Origin of the sequence: Paenibacillus sp. JGP012 (assembly GCF_014203995.1) — a bacterium.
GTDB lineage: Bacteria > Bacillota > Bacilli > Paenibacillales > Paenibacillaceae > Paenibacillus > Paenibacillus silvae.
Window position 1 is genome coordinate 291783 of record NZ_JACHKG010000001.1, and the last position, 20179, is coordinate 311961.

Here is a 20179-nt window from a genome sequence, read left to right on the forward strand (position 1 = left end):
ATATCAGCGTCCTCCTTTGTGAAGATCAAGTTTGGTGATCAGAGGAACTTCACTCGCAACGTCGCGCTGAATGGAATGCAGCGACTGCCCGAGCGAATCCATTTTGCGGCGAATATCGTCTTCGTTCTCGGATTCCAGCATAATTTTGTACAGACTTTTTTCAATAGATTCATTTTTCTCCAGCCGCTCCAGAATGACGTCCAGACCGCCAATGACCATCTCGAACATGTTGATCTTCTCGTGCAGCAGATTCAGAATGTGCTCTTCAATCGTGCCTTTGGTGGACAGGTTGAAAATATTAACGTCGTTCTGCTGACCGAGCCGGTGAACCCGGCCAATCCGCTGCTCTACCCGCATCGGGTTCCAAGGCAGATCAAAGTTGATCATGTGATGACAGAATTGCAGGTTGATGCCCTCACCACCCGCTTCTGTTGCAATCATCGCCTGTACACGTCCGCGGAAGAGATCCATCATCCAGTCTTTTTTACCCCGGTTCATGCCGCCCCGATAAGGAACAGCTGTAAGCCCGTTATTCCGAAAATAGTTCAGCAAATACTCCTGCGTAGCCCGGTATTCCGTGAAGATAATGACCTTTTCATTCATATCCCGGATCAGTTCCATCGTTTTCTCGGCTTTTGTATTCTCCTTGATCGCCTTGATGTGTGCAACGAGCTCCCAGATTTTATCCCGCAGCGGGGAATCGAGCGGCAGCTTCTTCGACAGATTGACAAGAGTTACAAACACGGCATCCCGGCTGCTGCATACTTCCCGCTGCAAAGTGACGAGGGAGAGCATGCTGCTAAGATTGCCGCCAGCCTCCTGATACTGGTCTTTTACAAAGGAGGTAACTCCATCGTAAAGCGCCTGCTCCTCAGGGGAGAGACGAAGATCGACGTTGGAAACATTACGTTTGGTGAACTGTACCGGACCTTCGCCGCGTCTGTTACGGATCATGACCTTGGACAGCTCATCCTTGAGCTGCTCCTGATTTTTGGGCACCCGTTTATCCACCACAAAGTTGGCGGCAAAATCCCCCTGACGTCCCAGCTGACCTGGCTTCAGCAGATTGATCAGATTAAACAACTCGCTCATATCATTCTGCACAGGTGTAGCGGTGAGCAGCAGGCAGTATTTTTTGCGTAACTGCAGCATGAATTGATAGTTGGTCGTTTTTTTGTTTTTAAGTTTATGTGCTTCATCAATGATGATCATGTCATAGTCCATACTTAACAGCATATCTTTGTGCGGGTCCCGTTTGGCCGTATCCATCGAGGCTACGACCACATCGTTTTGCCAGGAGTACGCTTTTTTCTGCGCTACGGCAGGAATGCCGAATTTCGAATTGAGCTCACGCACCCATTGAAGCACAAGGGATGCAGGCACAAGAATTAACACCTTCGATACCAGACCACGCACCATATATTCTTTCAGAATAAGGCCAGCTTCGATTGTTTTGCCCAGACCTACCTCATCGGCAAGAATGGCACGGCCTGACATTTCAAATAATACTTTGCGTGCCGTATCCATCTGGTGAGGCAGCGGGGTTAAACCTTGCAGATGCTTGAGACTTTGAATTTCGTCAAAATTAGGGATCAGATTTGTTTCTTCAGCCTGAATGCCCAGTTGAAAGAGTCGATAGTCTCCCCAAGGGCCGCCTTTATCCAAACGGGATTCGAGCTGGTCCAGCCAGCTGCGATCAAACTCCAGCGGCACGGGTATTTCAGCTGCAGGCTGTTTGAGGTGATGCGGATGTTTCCGGTTCATGCTGCGTCCTCCCCTGTCATGCTATATAGATGACGTTTTATTTCGTAGGTAATAGTATGGACGAACGTGTGGCAGTTCATAACCTGTAGTGCAATTCCGTCATGCTGCCGATGGACATTCTCAAAAAATTCACAACCTGCGCAAGAGAGCGTACAAGAGAATAGGAGAGAGCTTGGACGAGTACATGCTCCTCCAATAATGTTTCTATGACAAAAATCACATGGAAAATCAATATATTGTGTAATATACTGGGTATACATCGCTATATGTAGTATTTTTGCATATTTTATTCGCAGGTGTGAAGTGAATCAGATGAATAATCTATTCGGGAGGGTGATTGGAACGATGACATCCAACAATACACAAACGAATCAACAAGAATATAGTCAGAACCACAAGGATAAACACAAGCACAGGCTGGAAGGGCTCAGCGAGAAAATATTTCTCGATCGCTATGCGTGGAAGAACGCAGATTCGTCACATGCCAAGGTCGGAGATATCGTGCTTGTTCTGACCAAGGATGATCCCAAGTTCCCAATGAAGGAAGTGGGAGAGATTGTAGAGCGGCAGGGACAGCAGGTTAAAGTGCGAACACGAAGCGATGCAGTCATTGAGACGGATGTGGAGAAGCTGACACTTACCATCGAGAAAACACCGGAAGAGATGTGGGACCGACTGGCGAAAGCCGTTGCCTCTGTGGAATCAACACCTGAGCAGCGCACAATGTGGGAAAGCCGCTTCCGCTCGGTGCTGCAGGATTGGAAGCTGGTTCCGGGTGGACGCATCGCAGCCGGGGCAGGGGCGAGCGAAGAGCTTACGCTGTTTAACTGTTATGTCATTCCTTCTCCGCAGGACAGCCGGGGCGGTATCATGAAGACGCTGACAGAAATGACCGAGATTATGGCTCGCGGGGGTGGCGTGGGCATCAACCTGTCTTCGCTGCGTCCGCGGCGGGCTGTCGTAAAAGGGGTGAATGGTTCGTCGAGCGGCTCAGTATCCTGGGGTGGTCTGTTCAGCTATACGACTGGACTCATCGAACAAGGCGGCAGTCGTCGCGGTGCGCTCATGCTGATGATGAATGACTGGCACCCGGACGTGCTTGATTTTATTACGGTTAAACAAACGATGGGTCAGGTAACCAATGCGAATTTGTCGGTTTGCGTGAGCAATGCATTCATGGAAGCCGTCAAGCAGGACGGCAATTGGGAGCTTGTTTTTCCCGATACCCATGACCCGGATTACGATACGGCATGGGATGGCGATCTGAGCAAATGGAAGCAAGCAGGTCACAAGGTCATCTCTTATCGGACCGTAAAAGCACGTGAAATATGGCATACCATTATTGAATCTGCCTGGAAGTCGGCGGAGCCTGGCGTTGTGTTTATGGAGTATTACAACCAGATGTCCAACAGCTGGTATTTCAATCCGATTATTTGTACAAATCCTTGCGGCGAACAGGGACTTCCAGGCTGGGGAGTGTGTAATCTGTCAGCGATTAACCTCTCCAAATTCTATGATGAAACGAATCATGATGTGGCGTGGGAGGAATTGGCGGAAACGACGCGCATCTCGGCCAGATTTCTGGACAATGTGATTGATGCGACGCCGTATCATTTTGAAGAGAATCGGCTCAATCAGCAGCGCGAACGCCGGGTGGGGCTGGGCACAATGGGGCTGGCGGAGCTGATGATCAAGTTGCGTATCCGTTATGGCAGCCCGGAGTCACTTGAATTTCTGAATCAATTGTATGGCTTCATGGCAAAGGAGGCCTACCTGGCTTCGGCAGACATTGCTGCGGAGAAAGGTGCATTTCCGGCATTTGAAGTGGAGCCTTACTTGCAGAGCGGATTTATGAAACAGATGACGGAGGAGTACCCGGAGGTCGAAGAGGCGATCCGTGAAAAAGGGATTCGTAACGTGACGCTGATTACTCAGGCACCTACGGGCAGCACGGGAACGATGGTAGGCACATCGACAGGTATTGAGCCGTATTTTGCCTTTAAATATTTTCGTCAGAGCCGTCTCGGTTATGATGAGCAATTTGTGCCGATTGCCCAGAATTGGCTGGAGCAGCATCCCGGTGAGCCGCTGCCGGATTATTACGTGACGGCGATGGACCTCTCGGCTGAAAATCATATTCGCGTACAGGCCGCCATCCAGAAATGGGTGGACAGCTCCATCTCGAAAACGGCGAATTGCCCGGCTGATTTTACGGTGCAGGATACGGCAGAGCTGTATGAGCTGGCCTTTGAACTCGGCTGTAAAGGGGTAACCATCTACCGGGATGGCAGCAGAGATGTGCAGGTGCTCTCCACGTCGAAGAAAGAAGAGAATGAAAATGAGCAGGAAAATGAAAGCCCGGCTTCCGATCAGCATACAGAGGTCACGGAGAAAAAACAGGTCACGCAGCATGACGACGCTTCAAGTGTCCTGGATAAACAGTACAAACGCCGTCCGCAGGTGCTGCACGGTGCAACGTACAAGATCAATACACCATTTGGCATGGCATACATTACGATTAATGATCTGGACGGAACGCCCGGAGAAATTTTCCTCAACGTAGGCAAGGCAGGCTCGGACGTGTTTGCCATGGCAGAAGCGTTGGGCCGTGTATGCTCACTTTTCCTGCGGTATGGCGACCACGGTCACAAGGTGGAGCTGCTGATCAAACATCTGAAAGGCATCGGCGGTTCAGGGGCGATCGGCTTCGGAGCCAACCGGGTGGAGTCGATTGCAGATGCCGTTGCCAAAGCGCTGGAAAGTCATGTACAGATGAATGAGGGTGGTGTGGTCGAAGGTGCACAGGAAGTACAGGGTCAAAAGAAAGTAGCCCTTTTCCAGACACAGGTGCAGCATTCGCATTCGACAAACCCGGAAGATGCGGGAGTTGAGGTTGATGGACAGAAGGCTATTATCCAATCCATCGATTTATGTCCTTCCTGTGGCGCGGCGTCTCTGATCAATATTGAGGGCTGTAAAACATGCAGCAACTGCGGATATAGCAAGTGTAATTAATTTTTCAAAAAAGTATAAGTAATCTCAGGGCTGCGGCAGCATGATTATCATGTTGCCGTATTTCTTGATAAACGGGATCGTTAGACCCAAATGACGAATCAATTACAGAAAAAATATGATTTAAATACAAAATTTGTTATTATAGTCCTTTTTAAGGAGGGTTCGTTTACATTATAATGAAAATTGGGACGAATTCAACTGAAAAGAGGGAATATATTGCATAAACCGATTGATGAGCCGATTTTTTATTCTTATCCCGGTATGGTTGCTGTAGTTACTTCGCGTGATGGAGACAGACAGAATGTGATGGCCTCTGGTTGGCATACGTATATCGGGTCGTCTCCAGGTGTATACGGCATTTCGCTTCGCAAAGAAACGTATTCATACCAATTAATCGAGCAAAGTGGTGTATTTGGTGTTCATTTTCTGCCTGCCCAACGGTCAGAATGGATTCAGGCAGCGGGAACATTTAGCGGCAAGGATACGGACAAATTCTCCAGATTTGGTATTACGTATAGCGATGGGTTGAAGCTGAATGTGCCTGTTCTGGACGATGCTTATTTTGCTTATGAATGTAAGGTAATTGATATTACTACCTATGGTGATCATGAGTGGATTGCAGGTGAAGTGATGCAGCGATATCGGGACGAGTATTATTTTTTGGAGAATGGCATGGTAGATTTGGAAAAGCTTCAGATCCCGATGTACACGGGACGTTCCAGTTATCGTATTCTGGATGCAGATGCGGCGGAAAAAGTTCATCCCTTCCACCTCTAGAGTCCTAGGAAGGAAGATGCAATTCGAAGCAAAACTTTCAATCAGGTTGCAGATCGGTTTATAATGGTTATTGGCTGCTGAGCAAGTCGGCAGCTTTTTTCTATTTGCAGAGGTCGTGGTAATTTTGCCCAGACGGTAAAAAGGGCTATATTAAACGTTCAATTTGCAGTATGATTTTACAGCTGGTTGGCTGGCAGGAAAGGTTACATGAATTCAACTGGATTGTAACTGTTCCTGTAAAGAGTTCAAGCTAATCTCAGGCGTATAATATAAATCGTAATCGTGAGTTCACGAGAAAATAGATATTAGTTTTACCATTTATACAACTAAATTTATAGGCAAAACGTCTTCTTTATGTTGTAAATGAAAGATGGAAGGTGCAATACGTATGTTAATAGCAACCAGAACGACCGAAGGTTCCAGAATGCCCCGATCACCATGGATGTGGATTGGCAGTAACAAGGAGGGGCGCGCATGTCACAAGCAGTAAAAAGAAAGAGGCATATGAACGGACTGGATGGCCTGCGGGCTATCGCGGTAATAGGCGTGATCGCGTATCATCTTAATTTGGATTTTATTCCGGGCGGGCTGCTCGGTGTCGGTATATTTTTTGTTCTGTCCGGCTACCTGATCACGGATATACTTCTATCTCAATGGCGGGAGCATGGACGTATCTCACTGGGAGATTTCTGGTTAAGGCGATTCAGGCGCCTGCTGCCCGGGATGCTGACGATGACAGCGGCAGTGATGCTCTGGCTGGCATGCACGGACCCGTCCCGGCTCGCATCACTGCGAGGGGATATCGTATCCGGTATCATGTACATAAGTAATTGGTGGTATATTTTCCACCATGTTTCCTATTTTGAAAGCTTCGGTCCGCCATCGCCTTTTGGACACTTCTGGTCACTAGCAGTAGAAGAGCAGTTTTATCTGGTCTGGCCACTGCTGCTGATTGCCGCAATTATGTTGTTCAAAAGAAAAGGATGGCTGGTCGTTTTCATCGTGGTTGCCGCTGAATTGTCTGCCGGCGCAATGGCGATTATGTATAACCCGGATCTGGATCCCAGCCGTGTATATTATGGGACAGATACCCGTGCTTTTGCTCTGCTGGCCGGAGCCGCATTAGCTGTAGTCTGGCCGAGCCGCAAGCTGTCCAATGCGCTGCCTGCGATGAACCGACTGGCTTTGGATGCTGCGGGGCTTGGTGCTCTTGCCGTGTTAATCTATATGATGCTGAATACCAGCGAGTACGATTCATTTCTGTATCAAGGAGGCATGGTGCTGCAATCCGTCGCCGCGACTGTGCTGGTAGCGGTGCTGGCTCATCCTTCATCCTTCCTGGCACGTATCATTGGTGCCAAGCCACTTCGCTGGATCGGTGAACGTTCCTATGGAATGTATCTGTGGCATTATCCGGTTATCGTATTAACGAGTCCTGTTGTAGATACCGGAGGTTCACATCCTGTACGTATGATGCTGCAGGTGATAGCAACGATAATACTCGCGTCCCTGTCATTAAAATATATCGAAAATCCGATTCGGTATAATGGCTTCCGTGACTCCTTATCCAGACTGTGGGGAAGAGGCTGGACGTCCCTCGTTCCTCGTCATGTATGGTGGAAACGCACAGGGCTGTTAATGACATTACTGCTGTTATGTTACAGTGTGTCTCAGATGGTGCTGCCTGTTGCAGCCAACTCCGATTCTCATATCGTGTCTATGTCTACCATGTTAAATGGAGAGAAGTCTGCAGAAGAAAAGGGGCAGAACGTTCTACCGGTTGAAACGAAACCGGCAGGGACTGGGCAAACGGATCAGGATGCTCAAGCAGGTTCGGATTCAGGCGGCAAAGGCAAATCGGAAGAGAATAACAAGCCGGAAGCCGGGGATGCGGCAGGTTCCAGACCCGCCAAAACAAACGATTCCTCCAGCGGAAATGAGGATCAGAAGAATGAAACGTCAGACAACGAACCTGACAAGAGTTCTGCTGGTGCGGGGAACGGAGAATCAGATCAATCGGGGTCCGAGCCTGTGGACGGGAATAAGGACACGGCGGATTCAGGTAAAAAGCCTGAACCGTCCACACCCGTTGTGCAGGATGGGAAAATCAATTACACCATTATCGGAGACTCGGTCATTCTGGATGCGAAACCCTATCTGGAGCAGAGTGTCGGCGGTGTATATGTAGATGGTCATGTCGGCCGCCAGATGTGGCAGGCCGGAGATGTGCTGCAGGATCTGAAGCGAAACAAACGGCTGGGCAGTCAGGTGGTGCTTGAGCTCGGAACGAACGGTTCATTTAATTCCAGAAGTTTGAAAGCCGTGCTGGACGGCTTGAAGGATGAAAGCCATGTCTACCTTGTAACCGTGCGTGTTCCGCGTCCATGGGAGCGGACGGTGAATAAGGCTCTGGAGGAAGCAGCCTCAAACTATAGCAACGTTTCGCTTATTGACTGGTATGAGGCTAGTGAAGGCCATGATGAATATTTTGAGAAAGACGGTGTGCATCTGACCGTCACAGGTTCTGAAGCTTTTGCAGCACTGGTGAAGAGCAGTATTCAATAATCGATATGTTTGTTATAACGGATTACAGGGTATCTCGATGGATTTCGTACTTATAGTTGTCTTACCACCTTATACGGATGTGATTCATGTCCATCCACCATTCATTAAAGAGCTCTCCGAGAGTGATATCATTAACGGTACAATGATGATATTGCTTGCGGGGGCTTTTTTTCTTGAAAATGGGAATCCGATATAATTCACCCCTGCATCCGCGGATTGTCACCTTACCGTATGATAGCGTTACCATTTACAATGACAGATATCAAATGCTCAAGGGGGAGTATAAAGATGTTGAAAAGATGGCTTTCAGGCATGCTGGCATTGACCTTGTTTACAATCGTTCTGGCAGGATGCACAAGTAGTGATTCGTCCGAAGCAGGCGGCGGAGGAGACAAGGTCGCTGTGACGATCTGGCACAACTGGACTGGACAGGACGCCAAGGCGGTAGCCATGCGTCAGATCATTGAGGATTTCCGTGCGGCACATCCGGATATTGAAGTGGTGGATGAAGGACTGCCAACGGATGGACTGAAGACAAGGCTGCGCACAGTCGCGGCAGCGAATGAGATGCCCGATCTGTTCGTGATGTGGCCGGATGCGATGACCAAGGAGTTTGTGAAGGGAGATCTGCTGCAGCCGATTAACGCAGAGCTTGATGCGAAGCCGGAATGGAAAAATAACTTTATTCCGAGTGCGCTGGATGGATACACGGTGGACGGCAATATTTATTCGGTACCGATGAATCTGGCGCCAAGCTCTTTTATTTATTACAATGAGGCACTGTTCAAGGAGCATAACGTCAAGGTTCCTGAAACGTGGGCTGAACTGGAGAAAGCGATCAGTGTCTTTAATGACAATGGCATTATTCCGATGGCGCTGGGTAACAAGACAAATTGGGTGGCGCAATCTACGATTTTCAGTACACTGGCGGACCGGATGACAGGTACGGACTGGTTTCTGAAGGCGGTAGCCCAGGATGGGGCAAGCTTTACAGACCCTGTGTTTGTGGATGCGCTGAACAAGATGCAGGAGCTTGGCAACATGAAGGCTTTTCAGGACGGATTTAACAGTATTGATGAAACACAGATGATGCAGCTCTATTTTCAAGGAAAAACAGCGATGGTCATGAACGGCGGATGGGCGCTGGCTAACCTGGTCAACAATGCTCCTGAAAACGTATTGAACAATACACATATTACGATTCTGCCTCCGGTAGAGGGCGGTCAAGGTGAACCAAGAACTACGTCAGGAGTGGTCGGAACGGGTCTGGGTGTCAGCAAAAAATTAAGTGGTGCTCAAAAAGAAGCTGCCATGCAGCTGTTCTATGCACTCGCTGGCCCGGACGGTCAGAAAGCTACGCTGGACAGCAGCACACTCGTCAGCTACAAGATTGATCTCGATAAAACGAAGGCACATCCACTGTTTGTCGAGCTGTACGATCTGATGCAGGAAGTGAAAATTACGCCGGTATACGATTCCAAGCTGGGTTCGGCTACGGTTGAGGTCATTAATAACGGCCTGCAGGAGCTGCTGATGGGCGGCAAAGCGGAGGATATTGCGGGCCGAATCCAGGCAGCTCAAGCGAATGCGGTGAGTCAATAAGGGCTGATCGTACGTACTGACTGGGCTGCGGGTAATGTGAGTACAAGGTAATCACAAGGTAATTCCCCTTCCCGGCAGGGGAGGGGTTTTTAGATTAGCGAGGGGAAGTGAACCGATTGAACGCATTGCGAAGCCGACGTTTCATTATGCTGGGCCTGGCCCCGGCAGTGATCATCTATGCATTGTTTGTGTTTGTTCCGGTTGTGTGGTCGGCGTATTACGGATTTTTCAACTGGTCGGGCATTGGAGCTGCTTCGTATATTGGTCTGAGCAACTATGTAGAAATATGGAATGACGCGATCTTCTGGCGAGCCTTGAAAAATAACGTCATTTTTGTACTGGCTTCGGTGTTCGGCCAGATTCCATTAGCTTTGATGCTGGCAGTGATGCTGCACAAAAACAATCCGCTGCAGCGATTTTTACGATCTGCTGTATTTCTGCCGATGGTTTTGTCCACGGTGGTCATCGGCATGATCTGGCAGTACATTTATCATCCGCAGATCGGCATTCTGAACTTTCTGCTGGATGCGCTCGGGCTGGAGAGCTGGAAGCTGCAGTGGTTATCCGATGCAAAGATTGCCATCTTCTCACTTGTGCCGCCGCTGCTCTGGAGTTTTGTCGGACTGTACCTGATTATTTTTATCTCAGCGCTGCAGAACATCCCGGGGGAAATTCATGACGCAGCCAAAATAGACGGCGCATCCGGGATACGCAAGCTTGTATCCATCTCGCTGCCAATGATCTGGGGTACGGTTCAGGTGGCTATTATTTTGTGTATTTCGGGCAGTCTGAAGTCCTTTGATCTGGTCTACATTATGACAAAAGGCGGGCCGGCTCACGCAACGGAGCTGCTTGCTACGTATATGTATAACTCGACGTTTACGACATATCGATACGGTTTCGGCAGTGCAATCTCAACCACCATCGTGCTGATTTCCTTGCTGCTTATTGGAACAAGTCAGTGGGTAACCAGCCGTGGACGCAAAGAAAAGGGGTAGAGAGGAGGAACACTCATGCAAGTATCACCTGTGTCCAACCAAACATCGAGAGGTCCATCAGGACATTCGATTCGCCGGATGCGCAGTGGCATCGTTTGGACGCTGCTTACGGTATATGGTATTTTAACATTGTATCCGTTTTATTGGCTTGTGCTTAGTGCGTTCAAAACAAACGAGGATTTCTACAGCAGGCCCTTTGGTCTGCCAGCTCACTGGAATGCGGCCAATTTCACGAACGCCTGGGAAAGCTCGAAGCTGGGAACTGCTTTTGGCAATTCATTGATTGTATCCATTGGGTCATTGGTGCTGACGCTGTTTATCGCGGCACTGGCCTCCTTTATTCTGGCCCGATTCCAGTTTCGCTGGAAAGGCCTTATTATGACGTTTTTTGTAGTGGGCATGCTTATTCCGATTCACAGCACCCTGGTGCCATTATTTATTTTGATGAAACAAATGTCGCTTCTGAACACGTACTGGGCATTGATTTTGCCATATACTGCTTTTGCCCTGCCTACGGCGATCTTTGTGCTTACCGCGTATCTGGTCAGCATTCCGCGAGACATTGAAGAGGCGGCGTTCATGGATGGCACGGGACTGTGGGGGCTCTTTACGCGAATTATGCTTCCGATGTCTCTGCCTGCGCTTTCAACCGTGACGATTTTGAGCTTTCTGCATGCGTGGAATGACTTTTCTTTTGCCCTTGTGTTTATTAATAAAACCGGATTGAAAACGTTACCGCTTGCCATTGCTAATTTTGCTGACGGATATCAGACCGATTACGGTTTAACGCTTGCTGCGATGACCCTGTCTGTTATTCCTACGATTATTGTCTATCTGATCTTTCAGGAACAGGTGATGAAGGGCATGACAGCGGGTGCAGTCAAAGGGTAAGCGAGAGCGCATCCAAAGGAGGAACAGAGTTGGTTCGCTGGCTTGCATCTTCACTGCAGCGGAAGTTATCCGTGGTTGTTACAGCCTCGATGATCGTGCCGCTTCTGGCGCTGGGGCTGTTTGCTTTTCTGTTCTCCTCGCGCATTACAGAGGAAAAAACGAAGCTGTCGGGTATGGATACGCTGAAACAGGTTGAGGCCAACCTCCGATATATGCTTCAGGATGCCGAGAATTTATCCATTTTCCTGATTGGAGAACGCGATATCCAGCAGTATTTAAGCCGTAATGAGGATCATGAACTGGATCGCATCGACATTTTGGGCAGAATGACCAACCTGGCTGCCTCCAAAAAATATATAGCGAACATCGCGATATATCCCGGGCGTTTTGATGCTGCGTTATCGACAGCTACCTGGTACGAGGCAGACGGCTCAAGCATCTATTATCCGGCGATGCCAAGCGGGGAGGCAGACAAACGATGGACGGGCGTTTATCCGGTTCGAAACTACGCCGGCGTTCAGAATGTCATTACTTTAATACGCCCGATCCGCAGCATTCATGATTATCGGCCGATTGGCTGGCTCGCGATCAGTCTGGATGAGAAAGTAATATCTAAAGGATGGCCTGCACTGGGACTTGGCAGAGGGGAAGGCGAGCTGGAGCTGATTGGCGGTTCCGGCGAAATTTTATCCTCCATGGACAAGTCCAGGCTTGGGCAGCATGTGTCTGATCTGGAGCCCGGCCTTATGCTGCGTATTCAGAAGGGACGCAGCGGAACGGCGATTTACGGTGAGAAGGAATACAAACGTACCGTACTGTATTATCCGGAGGAATTAACAGGCTGGACTTTGGTTGGAACGGTTCCTTACGAGCAGTATCGTTCCGAGAATAGTTACATTTTGATTCTGACTGCGATAGCAGTGGCTATGTCAGCGCTGATCAGTGGTGGTCTGATCTGGTTCACCGTTCGCCGGATTACGAGACCGCTGCTCCTGTTGACCCGGCATCTGTCGAGAATCGATCCGAAACGTCCGCTTCCCTTGTTTCAATCCGTGAGCAATGATGAGATTGGCAGGCTGGGCGAGAGTTACAACCTGCTCGGCGAGCATATCCAGATGCTGAAGGAAGAGGTTATCCGTGGGGAGGCTCGCAAAAAAGAGGCAGACCTGCGTGTGCTGCAGGCACAGATCAATCCCCATTTTCTGTATAACACGCTTTCTTCCATTCATTGGATTGCGCTGATGTCCAAAGAAAGTCGAATCGCAGATATGGTGGAGGGGTTGAGTGATTTTCTGCGCATCAGCTTGAACAATGGGCAGGATTACTGCCCGGTTGCTCAGGAGATTGCACATATCCGTCATTATGTGCGGGTGCAGTCTATTCGTTTCCCGGATCAGTTTGTGCTTCATTATATTGTTGATCCTGCTCTGGAGCAGCAAATGATGCTGAAGCTGCTGCTGCAGCCGCTTGTGGAGAATGCGATGCTTCATGGTATTCAGCCAACAGGGCGAAGGGGCACGATCACGATTATGATTCAGAAGGACACAGGAGATGAGCGTATGAATATTCTTGTGCTGGACGATGGTGCAGGGATGGCTGCGGACAAGCTGGAGCAATTACGAGCAAACCTTGCAGCCGTAGCAGAAGGAAGCAATGTGCTGCCAACAGGCAGTCAGCTGCAGGAGAAAACACTTGGCAGCTCATTATCTGATGGCGGATATGGCCTGCGCAATGTTAATGAAAGACTGCTGCTGCATTACGGAGCCGATTCACTGCTTGAGGTGCACAGCAGAGAGGGCGAGGGCACCCGGATTTCATTTTCAATTCCAATCCTGGAGGACATGCCGTGAGATTATTAATTGTTGATGATGAGGTCATTATTCGAACAGGACTTGCAAGTGTCATTGCCTGGCATGAGCTCGGGATCGAGCTTCTTCAGCCCGCTGCCTCAGCAGAGGAAGCTTTGACAAGAATGGCAGAGGAACGTCCGCACATTTTGATGACGGATATTCGGATGAATGGCATATCAGGTCTGGAGCTGGCTGAGGAAGCCATGCTGCTGATCCCTGAACTTGAGGTCATTATTTTATCCGGTTATGATGATTTTTCTTATGCGCAGCAGGCTATTCGTAACGGGGTCACCGATTATTTGCTCAAAACGAGCAAGCCGGAAGAAATTATAAGAACTGTATTGCAGGCCAAGGGAAGAATTGCAGACCGTTGGGCCGAAAAATCGCGCGAGGAAAAGCTTTTGCGTGAAAATCGAGAGCGGCTGTTTGCAGACTGGGTCATTGAAGGCAACCTGCACTCAGGTGTTTGTCCTGCTTTTCTGGAATTTGAAGCAGCATCCGGGCAGTCAACACCCGCCGAACGGGAGGATCACAGCGCGAATGGATATCGCAGCAGGCAGGTTGCTCTGATCCAGACGAAAGGCTGGAGCGGCACCTCGGATGCGCTGCTGCGGTTTGCTGTACAAAACATGCTGCAGGATGTGCTGCCCGGGTCGGTGGCTCAAGTGCATAAGCAGCATATTGTTTGCATTGTGCCTGCTGTTTCTGAACATGAAGTAAGCGTATACAGGCTGGAAGCCGGGTTAAGCCAGATCGAGCAGTGGTTGAAATGTTCACTCCGGGCAGCGGTTGGCAAGCCGGTTCATCGTTCTGATGAGCTGCATCACAGCTACCACACCGCTCTGACAGCCTTTCGCTATCGGGGATTACTGGATGCCAAAGTGTGGCGCTATGAAGACATCCGGACACGGCAGGGCGGCAAAAGTGTTCTGACACATGAGGAGGAGACTTCTCTTGGTACACTGCTGCTGGATCATGATCCGGTCAAACTGACAGCATGGATTCGTGAGCTGATGACAGGACTGATGGAAGAGCCAAGCGTGACGCCAGGATCATATGCAGCCTGTTTACATTCGGTTGTCATTGCAGGTCACCGCTGGTTGGCGCGAACGCTGCAGGCGATCGGGCGGGAGCATACAGCCCGGATTGAGCCGTGGACGCCTGAACCGGATAAAGATGCTGCATCGCTGGGAGATGAGCTCTTTCACCATCTGTATGAACTGATGTATGTGTATCACAGCCGTATGGGGCAAGGGCAGGCGGCACATGTGCAGAAAGCGATTGGTTATATTGAATCCTCACTGACTCAGGATGTTAGCTTGCAGCAGGTGGCAGGACGGGTTCATTTGCATCCGGGACATCTCAGCGAGCTGTTCAAAAAAGAGATGGGTGTAACGTTTGGCGATTTTGTCACCGATATGCGAATCAGACGGGCGATGGATATGCTCGCGGTGTCTCCGGCAAAAGTGAGTGAAGTGGCCGCGATTAGCGGTTACGAGGATGTGAAGTATTTTAGCAGGCTGTTCAAAAAGCATACAGGCAAAACTCCCAGTGAATACCGGGAGCATGTACTTTTATACAAATCTTCAGGTATCTAGAAGCTGGAGCTGCCTGTGGGCCGGGTTCGATTCAGTGATAACTTCTGATCCTATAGAAACAGGTATCATAGAGAGGAGGCCGCAGCATCATGTCTTTTGTTTTTTGGCCCCGGATGATGGTGATTCTTCTAATTGTTGTACTGTTCAGGCCAGGCAATCAGACGAGCTGTGATTTATCTCAGGCTAGAGTCTGAAAAATATAGCTCAAAAAGCCATGTCCTGTGAGGATTGGCTTTTTGAGCTACCCTGTTGTAAGAGCTGAACTATTTACACGTGAACGGAGAGGACAGAAAAACCTGAAAAAGCGGAGCTAAAAGCTTTCTGTAAGAAAGCTACATCGGAAGCATAAGCTTTGCCTTTATCACCGGATTTTCCCCTTTGGAAAAGGGAATTGAAAAAATCCGGGGATAACAGCGATTGGAAGGTTGTTCTGTCATCGGAGTGGATGGTGTAAATTTTGGCTTATACAGACGCCGATTAACGAAAAGATTCATAGCGTTGCTGGAAAGAAGACTCCATCTCGACCTGACGCGCCAGCTGCTGTTGCACTTTGGTGCCACGAATAGCCTGCAGCTGCTGCAGGGCTTCAAGTGATCTGAAATCTTCCTTTGCCATGTGAATGAGCAGCTCGGAGAGCACATCGGCATCCTCAAGCGCCGCGTTTAAGCCAAAGGCACCTGTAGGCGTCATCGTATGGGCGGCATCTCCAAGGAGCACCACATGATCCACTGCCCATTTCGCACTATAGCTGCTTTCTACGGAGAGCAGTACAAAGTCACTCCAGTTCCGGATATGTGCTGCTACGGAATCTGCAAGGCACGGGAAGGCCGCAACGAGCTTACCCACGAAGGGGGCGAAGGGCTGCTCGCGTAGCTTGGCATAACCAGCCTCCGGAATATTCCATCCGATCTGAACATAGCCGCCGTACTGTGAGAACAAAGCAAGCTGCTGTCCATCCATGCTGGCCATACGAACTGCGGGTTCCCATCCGGCAGGAGCTGGAATTCGGGCCCATAACAGATCGTAACCATGCTTGCGAATTTCCGGCGTAAGGCCGGCATGTTTGCGTACCGCCGAATATCGACCGTCTGCTCCAACAATGATGGATGCTCTAATGCTTGCCGGGACACCATTCTGGCGCACATTAATGCCTGCAATGCTGCCATTTTTGTCCCGAAGCAGGCCCGTCATCACGGTATTAAATCGAATTTGATACAGGGGGTTCAGTCCCTGCGTCTGAGCCATGATTGCTTCAAGCAGATGGTCCTGGGGTACATGAATGCCAACATGACGTTCCCCTTTGTTCAGATCAGGATCAATCGTGTGCAGGATGTTCCCCTCTTTCCAATACTGAATTTGCTCCAGCGGCAGTGCACCAAGCTCCTGAATGTGCGTATACAGCCCATGTTTTTTCAGAATGGCTTCACCATCTGTGTTCAGCAGCTCCCCGCGAAAAGACTTATGCAGATGCGGCTGACGCTCAATAAGTACGGTAGAGATGCCCTGCTGATTAAGCAAATAGGACAACAACATGCCGCCAGGGCCTGCGCCCACGATACAGACATCTGTATGACTGAGGTCGTTTATTTCGGCCATTTTCATTGAATTCATATCCATTATTCCCTTACGATATATTGATAAATCTCATTTACTTTATGATAACAAATTTACTTAAATTATTAAGTAACTAAAAGTAACTAAAAAGATATACGTTATTATATACAAACTACTCGTTATATACAATAGGCTGCCTCAACTTTTTATTCATATGTACCTAAGGACACAGGCTGCTTCAGCAGCTGCTGTTTTTTTCGCAACCAAATGTGTGTAAATATGTTACAATATACGGTAGGTTATGATGAAAGGCAGGAGGAACGGATATGAGCCCGAATACGGAGCGAAACTCGCAATTGGCAAACGTGGATCAATTGTTGGAGGCCTTCTTCAGATATAAAAACAAAGTATTGGATCAACAGCAAAAGTCGGAAACGAACTGTAAGATGAATCCAACGAAGAGTCATATACTAGGCATGATTTTACGTGAACAGCGCTGTATGGCAGTTGATGTTGCACGTCAGCTCAGTCTGTCCTCCGGGGCGACAACGATCGTTTTGAACCAGCTCGAAAGTGATAACCTGATTCAACGCGTTCGGAGCGAGGAAGATCGCAGAATTGTCTGGCTTTCCTTGACGGAAGAAGGAGAGCAGTTAGCCAGAACGCTGAATGCCAACCGAGGTCGTATGACATGGGAATTGTTACAAGCGCTTACGGAGGAAGAACAGCAATTAATGCTCGGTATGCTCAAAAAGATCGAGATGAAGCTGCTGGAGAAAATGAAGTTGTTTGAACAGACCTATCGTTAATAATAAAATATGAACTTGAAGACGTCAGTCCTCATGCGTTCGTCCCGAAATACGGGTATGAATCGTGAAGACTGGCGTTTTTGCGCATTTCTTTTTAAGCTTGACGTATTTCTATTGAATTGGAGCGGAGGGATTAGAGATGAAAACGGGATATATGCTCGTTCAAACCTTCCTGCTTCAAAATTTCCTTCTGCCTGCTTCCCATCAGATCAAAATGAGGGAAGGGCTGTCTTCGATGAATGTAGTGTGGGTCCAGACTGTGTTCCCGGCACCACTGCTCCAGACGGTCCAAATCTGCACAGCCGACCTTGGTAACACTTGTAATTCCGGGAAATCGTGGATCAATCCAGTAATGAGTCAGATAGGCGATTTCGCCGCGAGCGACCTGCTCTTTCCATGCTGCCAGTTCCTGTCGTTTAATTCCAAAAGCCATCGTTGAACGATCCTTTCTAGCGGGGTATGGTCCTATACATACTGTACATCTTATAGATATCCATAATCAAAAGGGTTTGCATAAACGAGTAGGAAAGCGACTGGAATGGGTAAAAGAATATGAAAACTTTGTTATAAGCGTCTTTGATTTTGTTAAAATAAGGACATTATGATGTTTTGCTAACTTTAGCAGCGGAAAGGGTTGTCATCATGGAGCTATTTATTGCGGTGCTTGTCTTGCTGGTGCTGATCGGTTTGTCGAATGTATTAAACCGGTTTGTGCCTTTTATTCCCGTTCCGCTCATTCAGATTGCACTTGGTGTAGCTGCAGCGCTGCTGCCTGCGGGTGTTCATTTACCACTTAATCCCGAATTGTTTTTTGTGCTTTTTATCTCGCCATTGTTATATAACGATGGGAAAAGAACACCACGAAACGAACTTTGGAACCTGCGCGCACCGATTCTGCTGCTTGCTCTTGGCTTGGTGTTCGTCACGGTTGCTGTAGCCGGGTATATCATCCACTGGCTGATCCCGTCCATTCCGCTTCCAGCGGCATTTGCTCTTGCAGCCATTCTGTCTCCGACCGATGCTGTAGCTGTGGGGGCTATGGCAGGACGTGTACATTTGCCAAAAAGCATACATAGACTTCTTGAGGGCGAAGCACTGATGAATGATGCGTCGGGTCTGGTTGCGTTTAAATTTGCGATTGCTGCAACGGTTACCGGTGTTTTTTCACTCGCTCAAGCGACGGTCAGTTTTATCCTGATTGCCGCGGGAGGTCTGCTTGCGGGTGCTCTGATGTCCTTTTTGTTGATCCGGCTCGGGGTATGGATTCGCAGACTGGGCATGGAGGATGTAACCATTCATATGCTGCTGCAAATTTTGACTCCATTTATCATTTACCTGGTAAGTGAGGAGATCGGGGGTTCCGGCATTTTGGCGGTCGTGGCAGGGGGCATCATTCATGCCATTGAACGGGATCGGGCAGAATCGGTGCAGCTCAAGATGCAGGTGGTGTCGGCAAGCACATGGTCGGTTATTTTATTCATTTTGAATGGTCTTGTATTTATGATTCTTGGTGTACAGATCCCGGATGTGTTAAATACGATCTTTGTCAACGTGTCATTTAACAATCTCGAAGTGTTAGGTTACGTGGTGCTCATTTTCTTGCTGCTTGTTCTGCTGCGTTTCCTGTGGATTTATCTGTTCTGGCAAGGGAATGAGTGGCTGCGGAGCACCAGGAAGTCACCTATTGGCAAACCACGCTTTAAAGAGATTATAATTCTCTCCCTTTCTGGTGTAAGAGGTGCGGTAACACTCGCAGGGGCATTTTCAATTCCTTATGTTCTACAGGACGGGTCACCGTTTCCTGAACGGGATTTGATTATTTTCCTGGCGGCCGGTGTCATTCTGGTATCTCTGATCGCTGCCAGTGTGCTGCTGCCTGTGTTAGCAAAGGAGGAAGGAAAGACTTCGGATGAGCATACACCGCAGAAGTCTGAACGCAAAGCACAAGACATTATGCTGAATGCGGCAATTCGAGCGGTCAAATCCGAGATGAATGATGAAAATAAAGCGGCTGCCCTGACCGTCGTATCCGACTTGTCCAAATACATTAAACAGGCAGCCGGGCAGTATACTGCAGATACACGTAAAGCGATGCAGAAACAGGAAACAGTAATGAATCTGGTCGCCACACGAGCGGAACGCAAAGAGATTGAAGCGATGATGGATGAGAATGCTCTTGGACCCGAAGCCGCTTTCAAATGTGATACCTGGTTGGATCGCAAGGAGATGATGCTCTCCAATCGTACCAACACACAACTTCTGGCTTCGCTACACGAGGTCGGACGTATGCTGGGTCAACTGTTTGCCAGTCGTAATCATAAGCAGGCTCAGCCCTTTATGTTGGAAAATGCAGAGCTGTTTCGCAAGGTGAAGCTGCGCACGTCCCAGGCTGCCATTAAAGCCGTGCGGGCACAGATGAATGACACGAATCGTACGGCTGCGCTCTCTGTCATAGCCAAATATGAACGGGTCATGGCCAGGCTGCGAGCCTGGAACCAGGACAAGGCGGAAGACCCATTCAATCAGGAAAAGCTTGAGCTTCAGATGGTAGCCATTCAGGAACAGCGGAATACCGTTCAGCAATTATATGAGAACGGAGAGATTACCCGGGATGTAGCAGCCAAACTGCGTCGTTACATCAATGACGTGGAGGCGACTGTATTGAAAAATGATTAATGAAGATAATTCATGAGTTGCCCACAATCGGGTAATGCTAACAGGGGATTGCAGTTTAAAGGATGAAGTTAAAGTATGAA

At 48.9% G+C, this 20179-nt stretch carries 13 protein-coding genes; 10 read left to right on the top strand and 3 right to left on the bottom strand.

Going from position 1 to position 20179, the window contains the following annotated elements:
* Nucleotides 1–3: 3 nt before the first annotated feature.
* Nucleotides 4–1764, bottom strand: a complete 1761-nt coding sequence (locus tag HNR77_RS01355; protein ID WP_184179992.1) for a DEAD/DEAH box helicase — start codon at nucleotides 1762–1764, stop codon at nucleotides 4–6.
* 345 nt (nucleotides 1765–2109) lie between these two features.
* On the opposite strand from HNR77_RS01355, the gene HNR77_RS01360 reads away from it, so the two are divergent.
* The 8 genes from HNR77_RS01360 (at nucleotide 2110) to HNR77_RS30535 (ending at nucleotide 15060) form a co-directional block, all read left to right on the top strand.
* The gene (locus HNR77_RS01360; RefSeq protein ID WP_184179995.1) at nucleotides 2110–4779 is read left to right on the top strand and encodes an adenosylcobalamin-dependent ribonucleoside-diphosphate reductase; all 2670 of its coding nucleotides are present in this window, start codon (nucleotides 2110–2112) and stop codon (nucleotides 4777–4779) included.
* 216 nt (nucleotides 4780–4995) lie between these two features.
* Nucleotides 4996–5556, top strand: a complete 561-nt coding sequence (locus HNR77_RS01365) for a flavin reductase family protein (RefSeq protein ID WP_184179998.1) — start codon at nucleotides 4996–4998, stop codon at nucleotides 5554–5556.
* Between the two features lie 474 nt (nucleotides 5557–6030).
* The gene (locus HNR77_RS01370) at nucleotides 6031–8121 is read left to right on the top strand and encodes an acyltransferase family protein (RefSeq protein ID WP_184180001.1); all 2091 of its coding nucleotides are present in this window, start codon (nucleotides 6031–6033) and stop codon (nucleotides 8119–8121) included.
* A gap of 288 nt (nucleotides 8122–8409) precedes the next feature.
* Nucleotides 8410–9723: an extracellular solute-binding protein gene (locus tag HNR77_RS01375; protein ID WP_184180004.1), complete on the top strand. Its 1314-nt coding sequence runs from the start codon at nucleotides 8410–8412 to the stop codon at nucleotides 9721–9723.
* Nucleotides 9724–9839: 116 nt separating this feature from the next.
* Entirely contained in the window at nucleotides 9840–10721 is an 882-nt protein-coding gene (locus HNR77_RS01380; RefSeq protein ID WP_184180007.1) for a carbohydrate ABC transporter permease, read from the top strand.
* Nucleotides 10722–10736: 15 nt separating this feature from the next.
* Nucleotides 10737–11612, top strand: coding sequence for a carbohydrate ABC transporter permease (locus HNR77_RS01385; RefSeq protein WP_184180010.1), 876 nt, complete (start codon nucleotides 10737–10739; stop codon nucleotides 11610–11612).
* 29 nt (nucleotides 11613–11641) lie between these two features.
* Nucleotides 11642–13462 carry a sensor histidine kinase gene (locus HNR77_RS01390; protein ID WP_184180014.1) on the top strand — a complete coding sequence of 607 codons (1821 nt, stop codon included), beginning with the start codon at nucleotides 11642–11644 and terminating at the stop codon, nucleotides 13460–13462.
* Entirely contained in the window at nucleotides 13459–15060 is a 1602-nt protein-coding gene (locus HNR77_RS30535) for a helix-turn-helix domain-containing protein (protein ID WP_184180017.1), read from the top strand. The genes HNR77_RS01390 and HNR77_RS30535 overlap by 4 nt, the downstream gene beginning before the upstream one ends.
* 477 nt (nucleotides 15061–15537) lie before the next feature.
* Here HNR77_RS30535 and HNR77_RS01400 read toward each other — a convergent pair whose 3' ends face one another.
* Nucleotides 15538–16671, bottom strand: a complete 1134-nt coding sequence (locus HNR77_RS01400) for an FAD-dependent monooxygenase (RefSeq protein ID WP_260410213.1) — start codon at nucleotides 16669–16671, stop codon at nucleotides 15538–15540.
* 269 nt (nucleotides 16672–16940) lie between these two features.
* Here HNR77_RS01400 and HNR77_RS01405 point away from each other — a divergent pair, with 269 nt between their 5' ends.
* Nucleotides 16941–17423: a MarR family winged helix-turn-helix transcriptional regulator gene (locus HNR77_RS01405; protein WP_184180020.1), complete on the top strand. Its 483-nt coding sequence runs from the start codon at nucleotides 16941–16943 to the stop codon at nucleotides 17421–17423.
* Between the two features lie 133 nt (nucleotides 17424–17556).
* Here the strand turns inward: HNR77_RS01405 and HNR77_RS01410 are convergent, their stop codons facing one another.
* A complete protein-coding gene (locus tag HNR77_RS01410; RefSeq protein ID WP_184180022.1) occupies nucleotides 17557–17856 on the bottom strand; it encodes a hypothetical protein in 300 nt (99 codons plus the stop codon).
* A gap of 209 nt (nucleotides 17857–18065) precedes the next feature.
* Between HNR77_RS01410 and HNR77_RS01415 the strand changes: the two genes are divergently transcribed.
* Nucleotides 18066–20099, top strand: coding sequence for a Na+/H+ antiporter (locus HNR77_RS01415; RefSeq protein ID WP_184180025.1), 2034 nt, complete (start codon nucleotides 18066–18068; stop codon nucleotides 20097–20099).
* Nucleotides 20100–20179: the final 80 nt, after the last annotated feature.

What these genes read in the sequence shown, in the direction of transcription:
- HNR77_RS01355 (WP_184179992.1), bottom strand. Translation starts at nt 1,764, where the DNA reads ATGAACCGGAAACATCCGCATCACCTCAAACAGCCTGCAGCTGAAATA.
- HNR77_RS01360 (WP_184179995.1), top strand. Translation starts at nt 2,110, where the DNA reads ATGACATCCAACAATACACAAACGAATCAACAAGAATATAGTCAGAAC.
- HNR77_RS01370 (WP_184180001.1), top strand. Translation starts at nt 6,031, where the DNA reads ATGTCACAAGCAGTAAAAAGAAAGAGGCATATGAACGGACTGGATGGC.
- HNR77_RS01375 (WP_184180004.1), top strand. Translation starts at nt 8,410, where the DNA reads ATGTTGAAAAGATGGCTTTCAGGCATGCTGGCATTGACCTTGTTTACA.
- HNR77_RS01385 (WP_184180010.1), top strand. Translation starts at nt 10,737, where the DNA reads ATGCAAGTATCACCTGTGTCCAACCAAACATCGAGAGGTCCATCAGGA.
- HNR77_RS01400 (WP_260410213.1), bottom strand. Translation starts at nt 16,671, where the DNA reads ATGAATTCAATGAAAATGGCCGAAATAAACGACCTCAGTCATACAGAT.
- HNR77_RS01405 (WP_184180020.1), top strand. Translation starts at nt 16,941, where the DNA reads ATGAGCCCGAATACGGAGCGAAACTCGCAATTGGCAAACGTGGATCAA.
- HNR77_RS01410 (WP_184180022.1), bottom strand. Translation starts at nt 17,856, where the DNA reads ATGGCTTTTGGAATTAAACGACAGGAACTGGCAGCATGGAAAGAGCAG.
- HNR77_RS01415 (WP_184180025.1), top strand. Translation starts at nt 18,066, where the DNA reads ATGGAGCTATTTATTGCGGTGCTTGTCTTGCTGGTGCTGATCGGTTTG.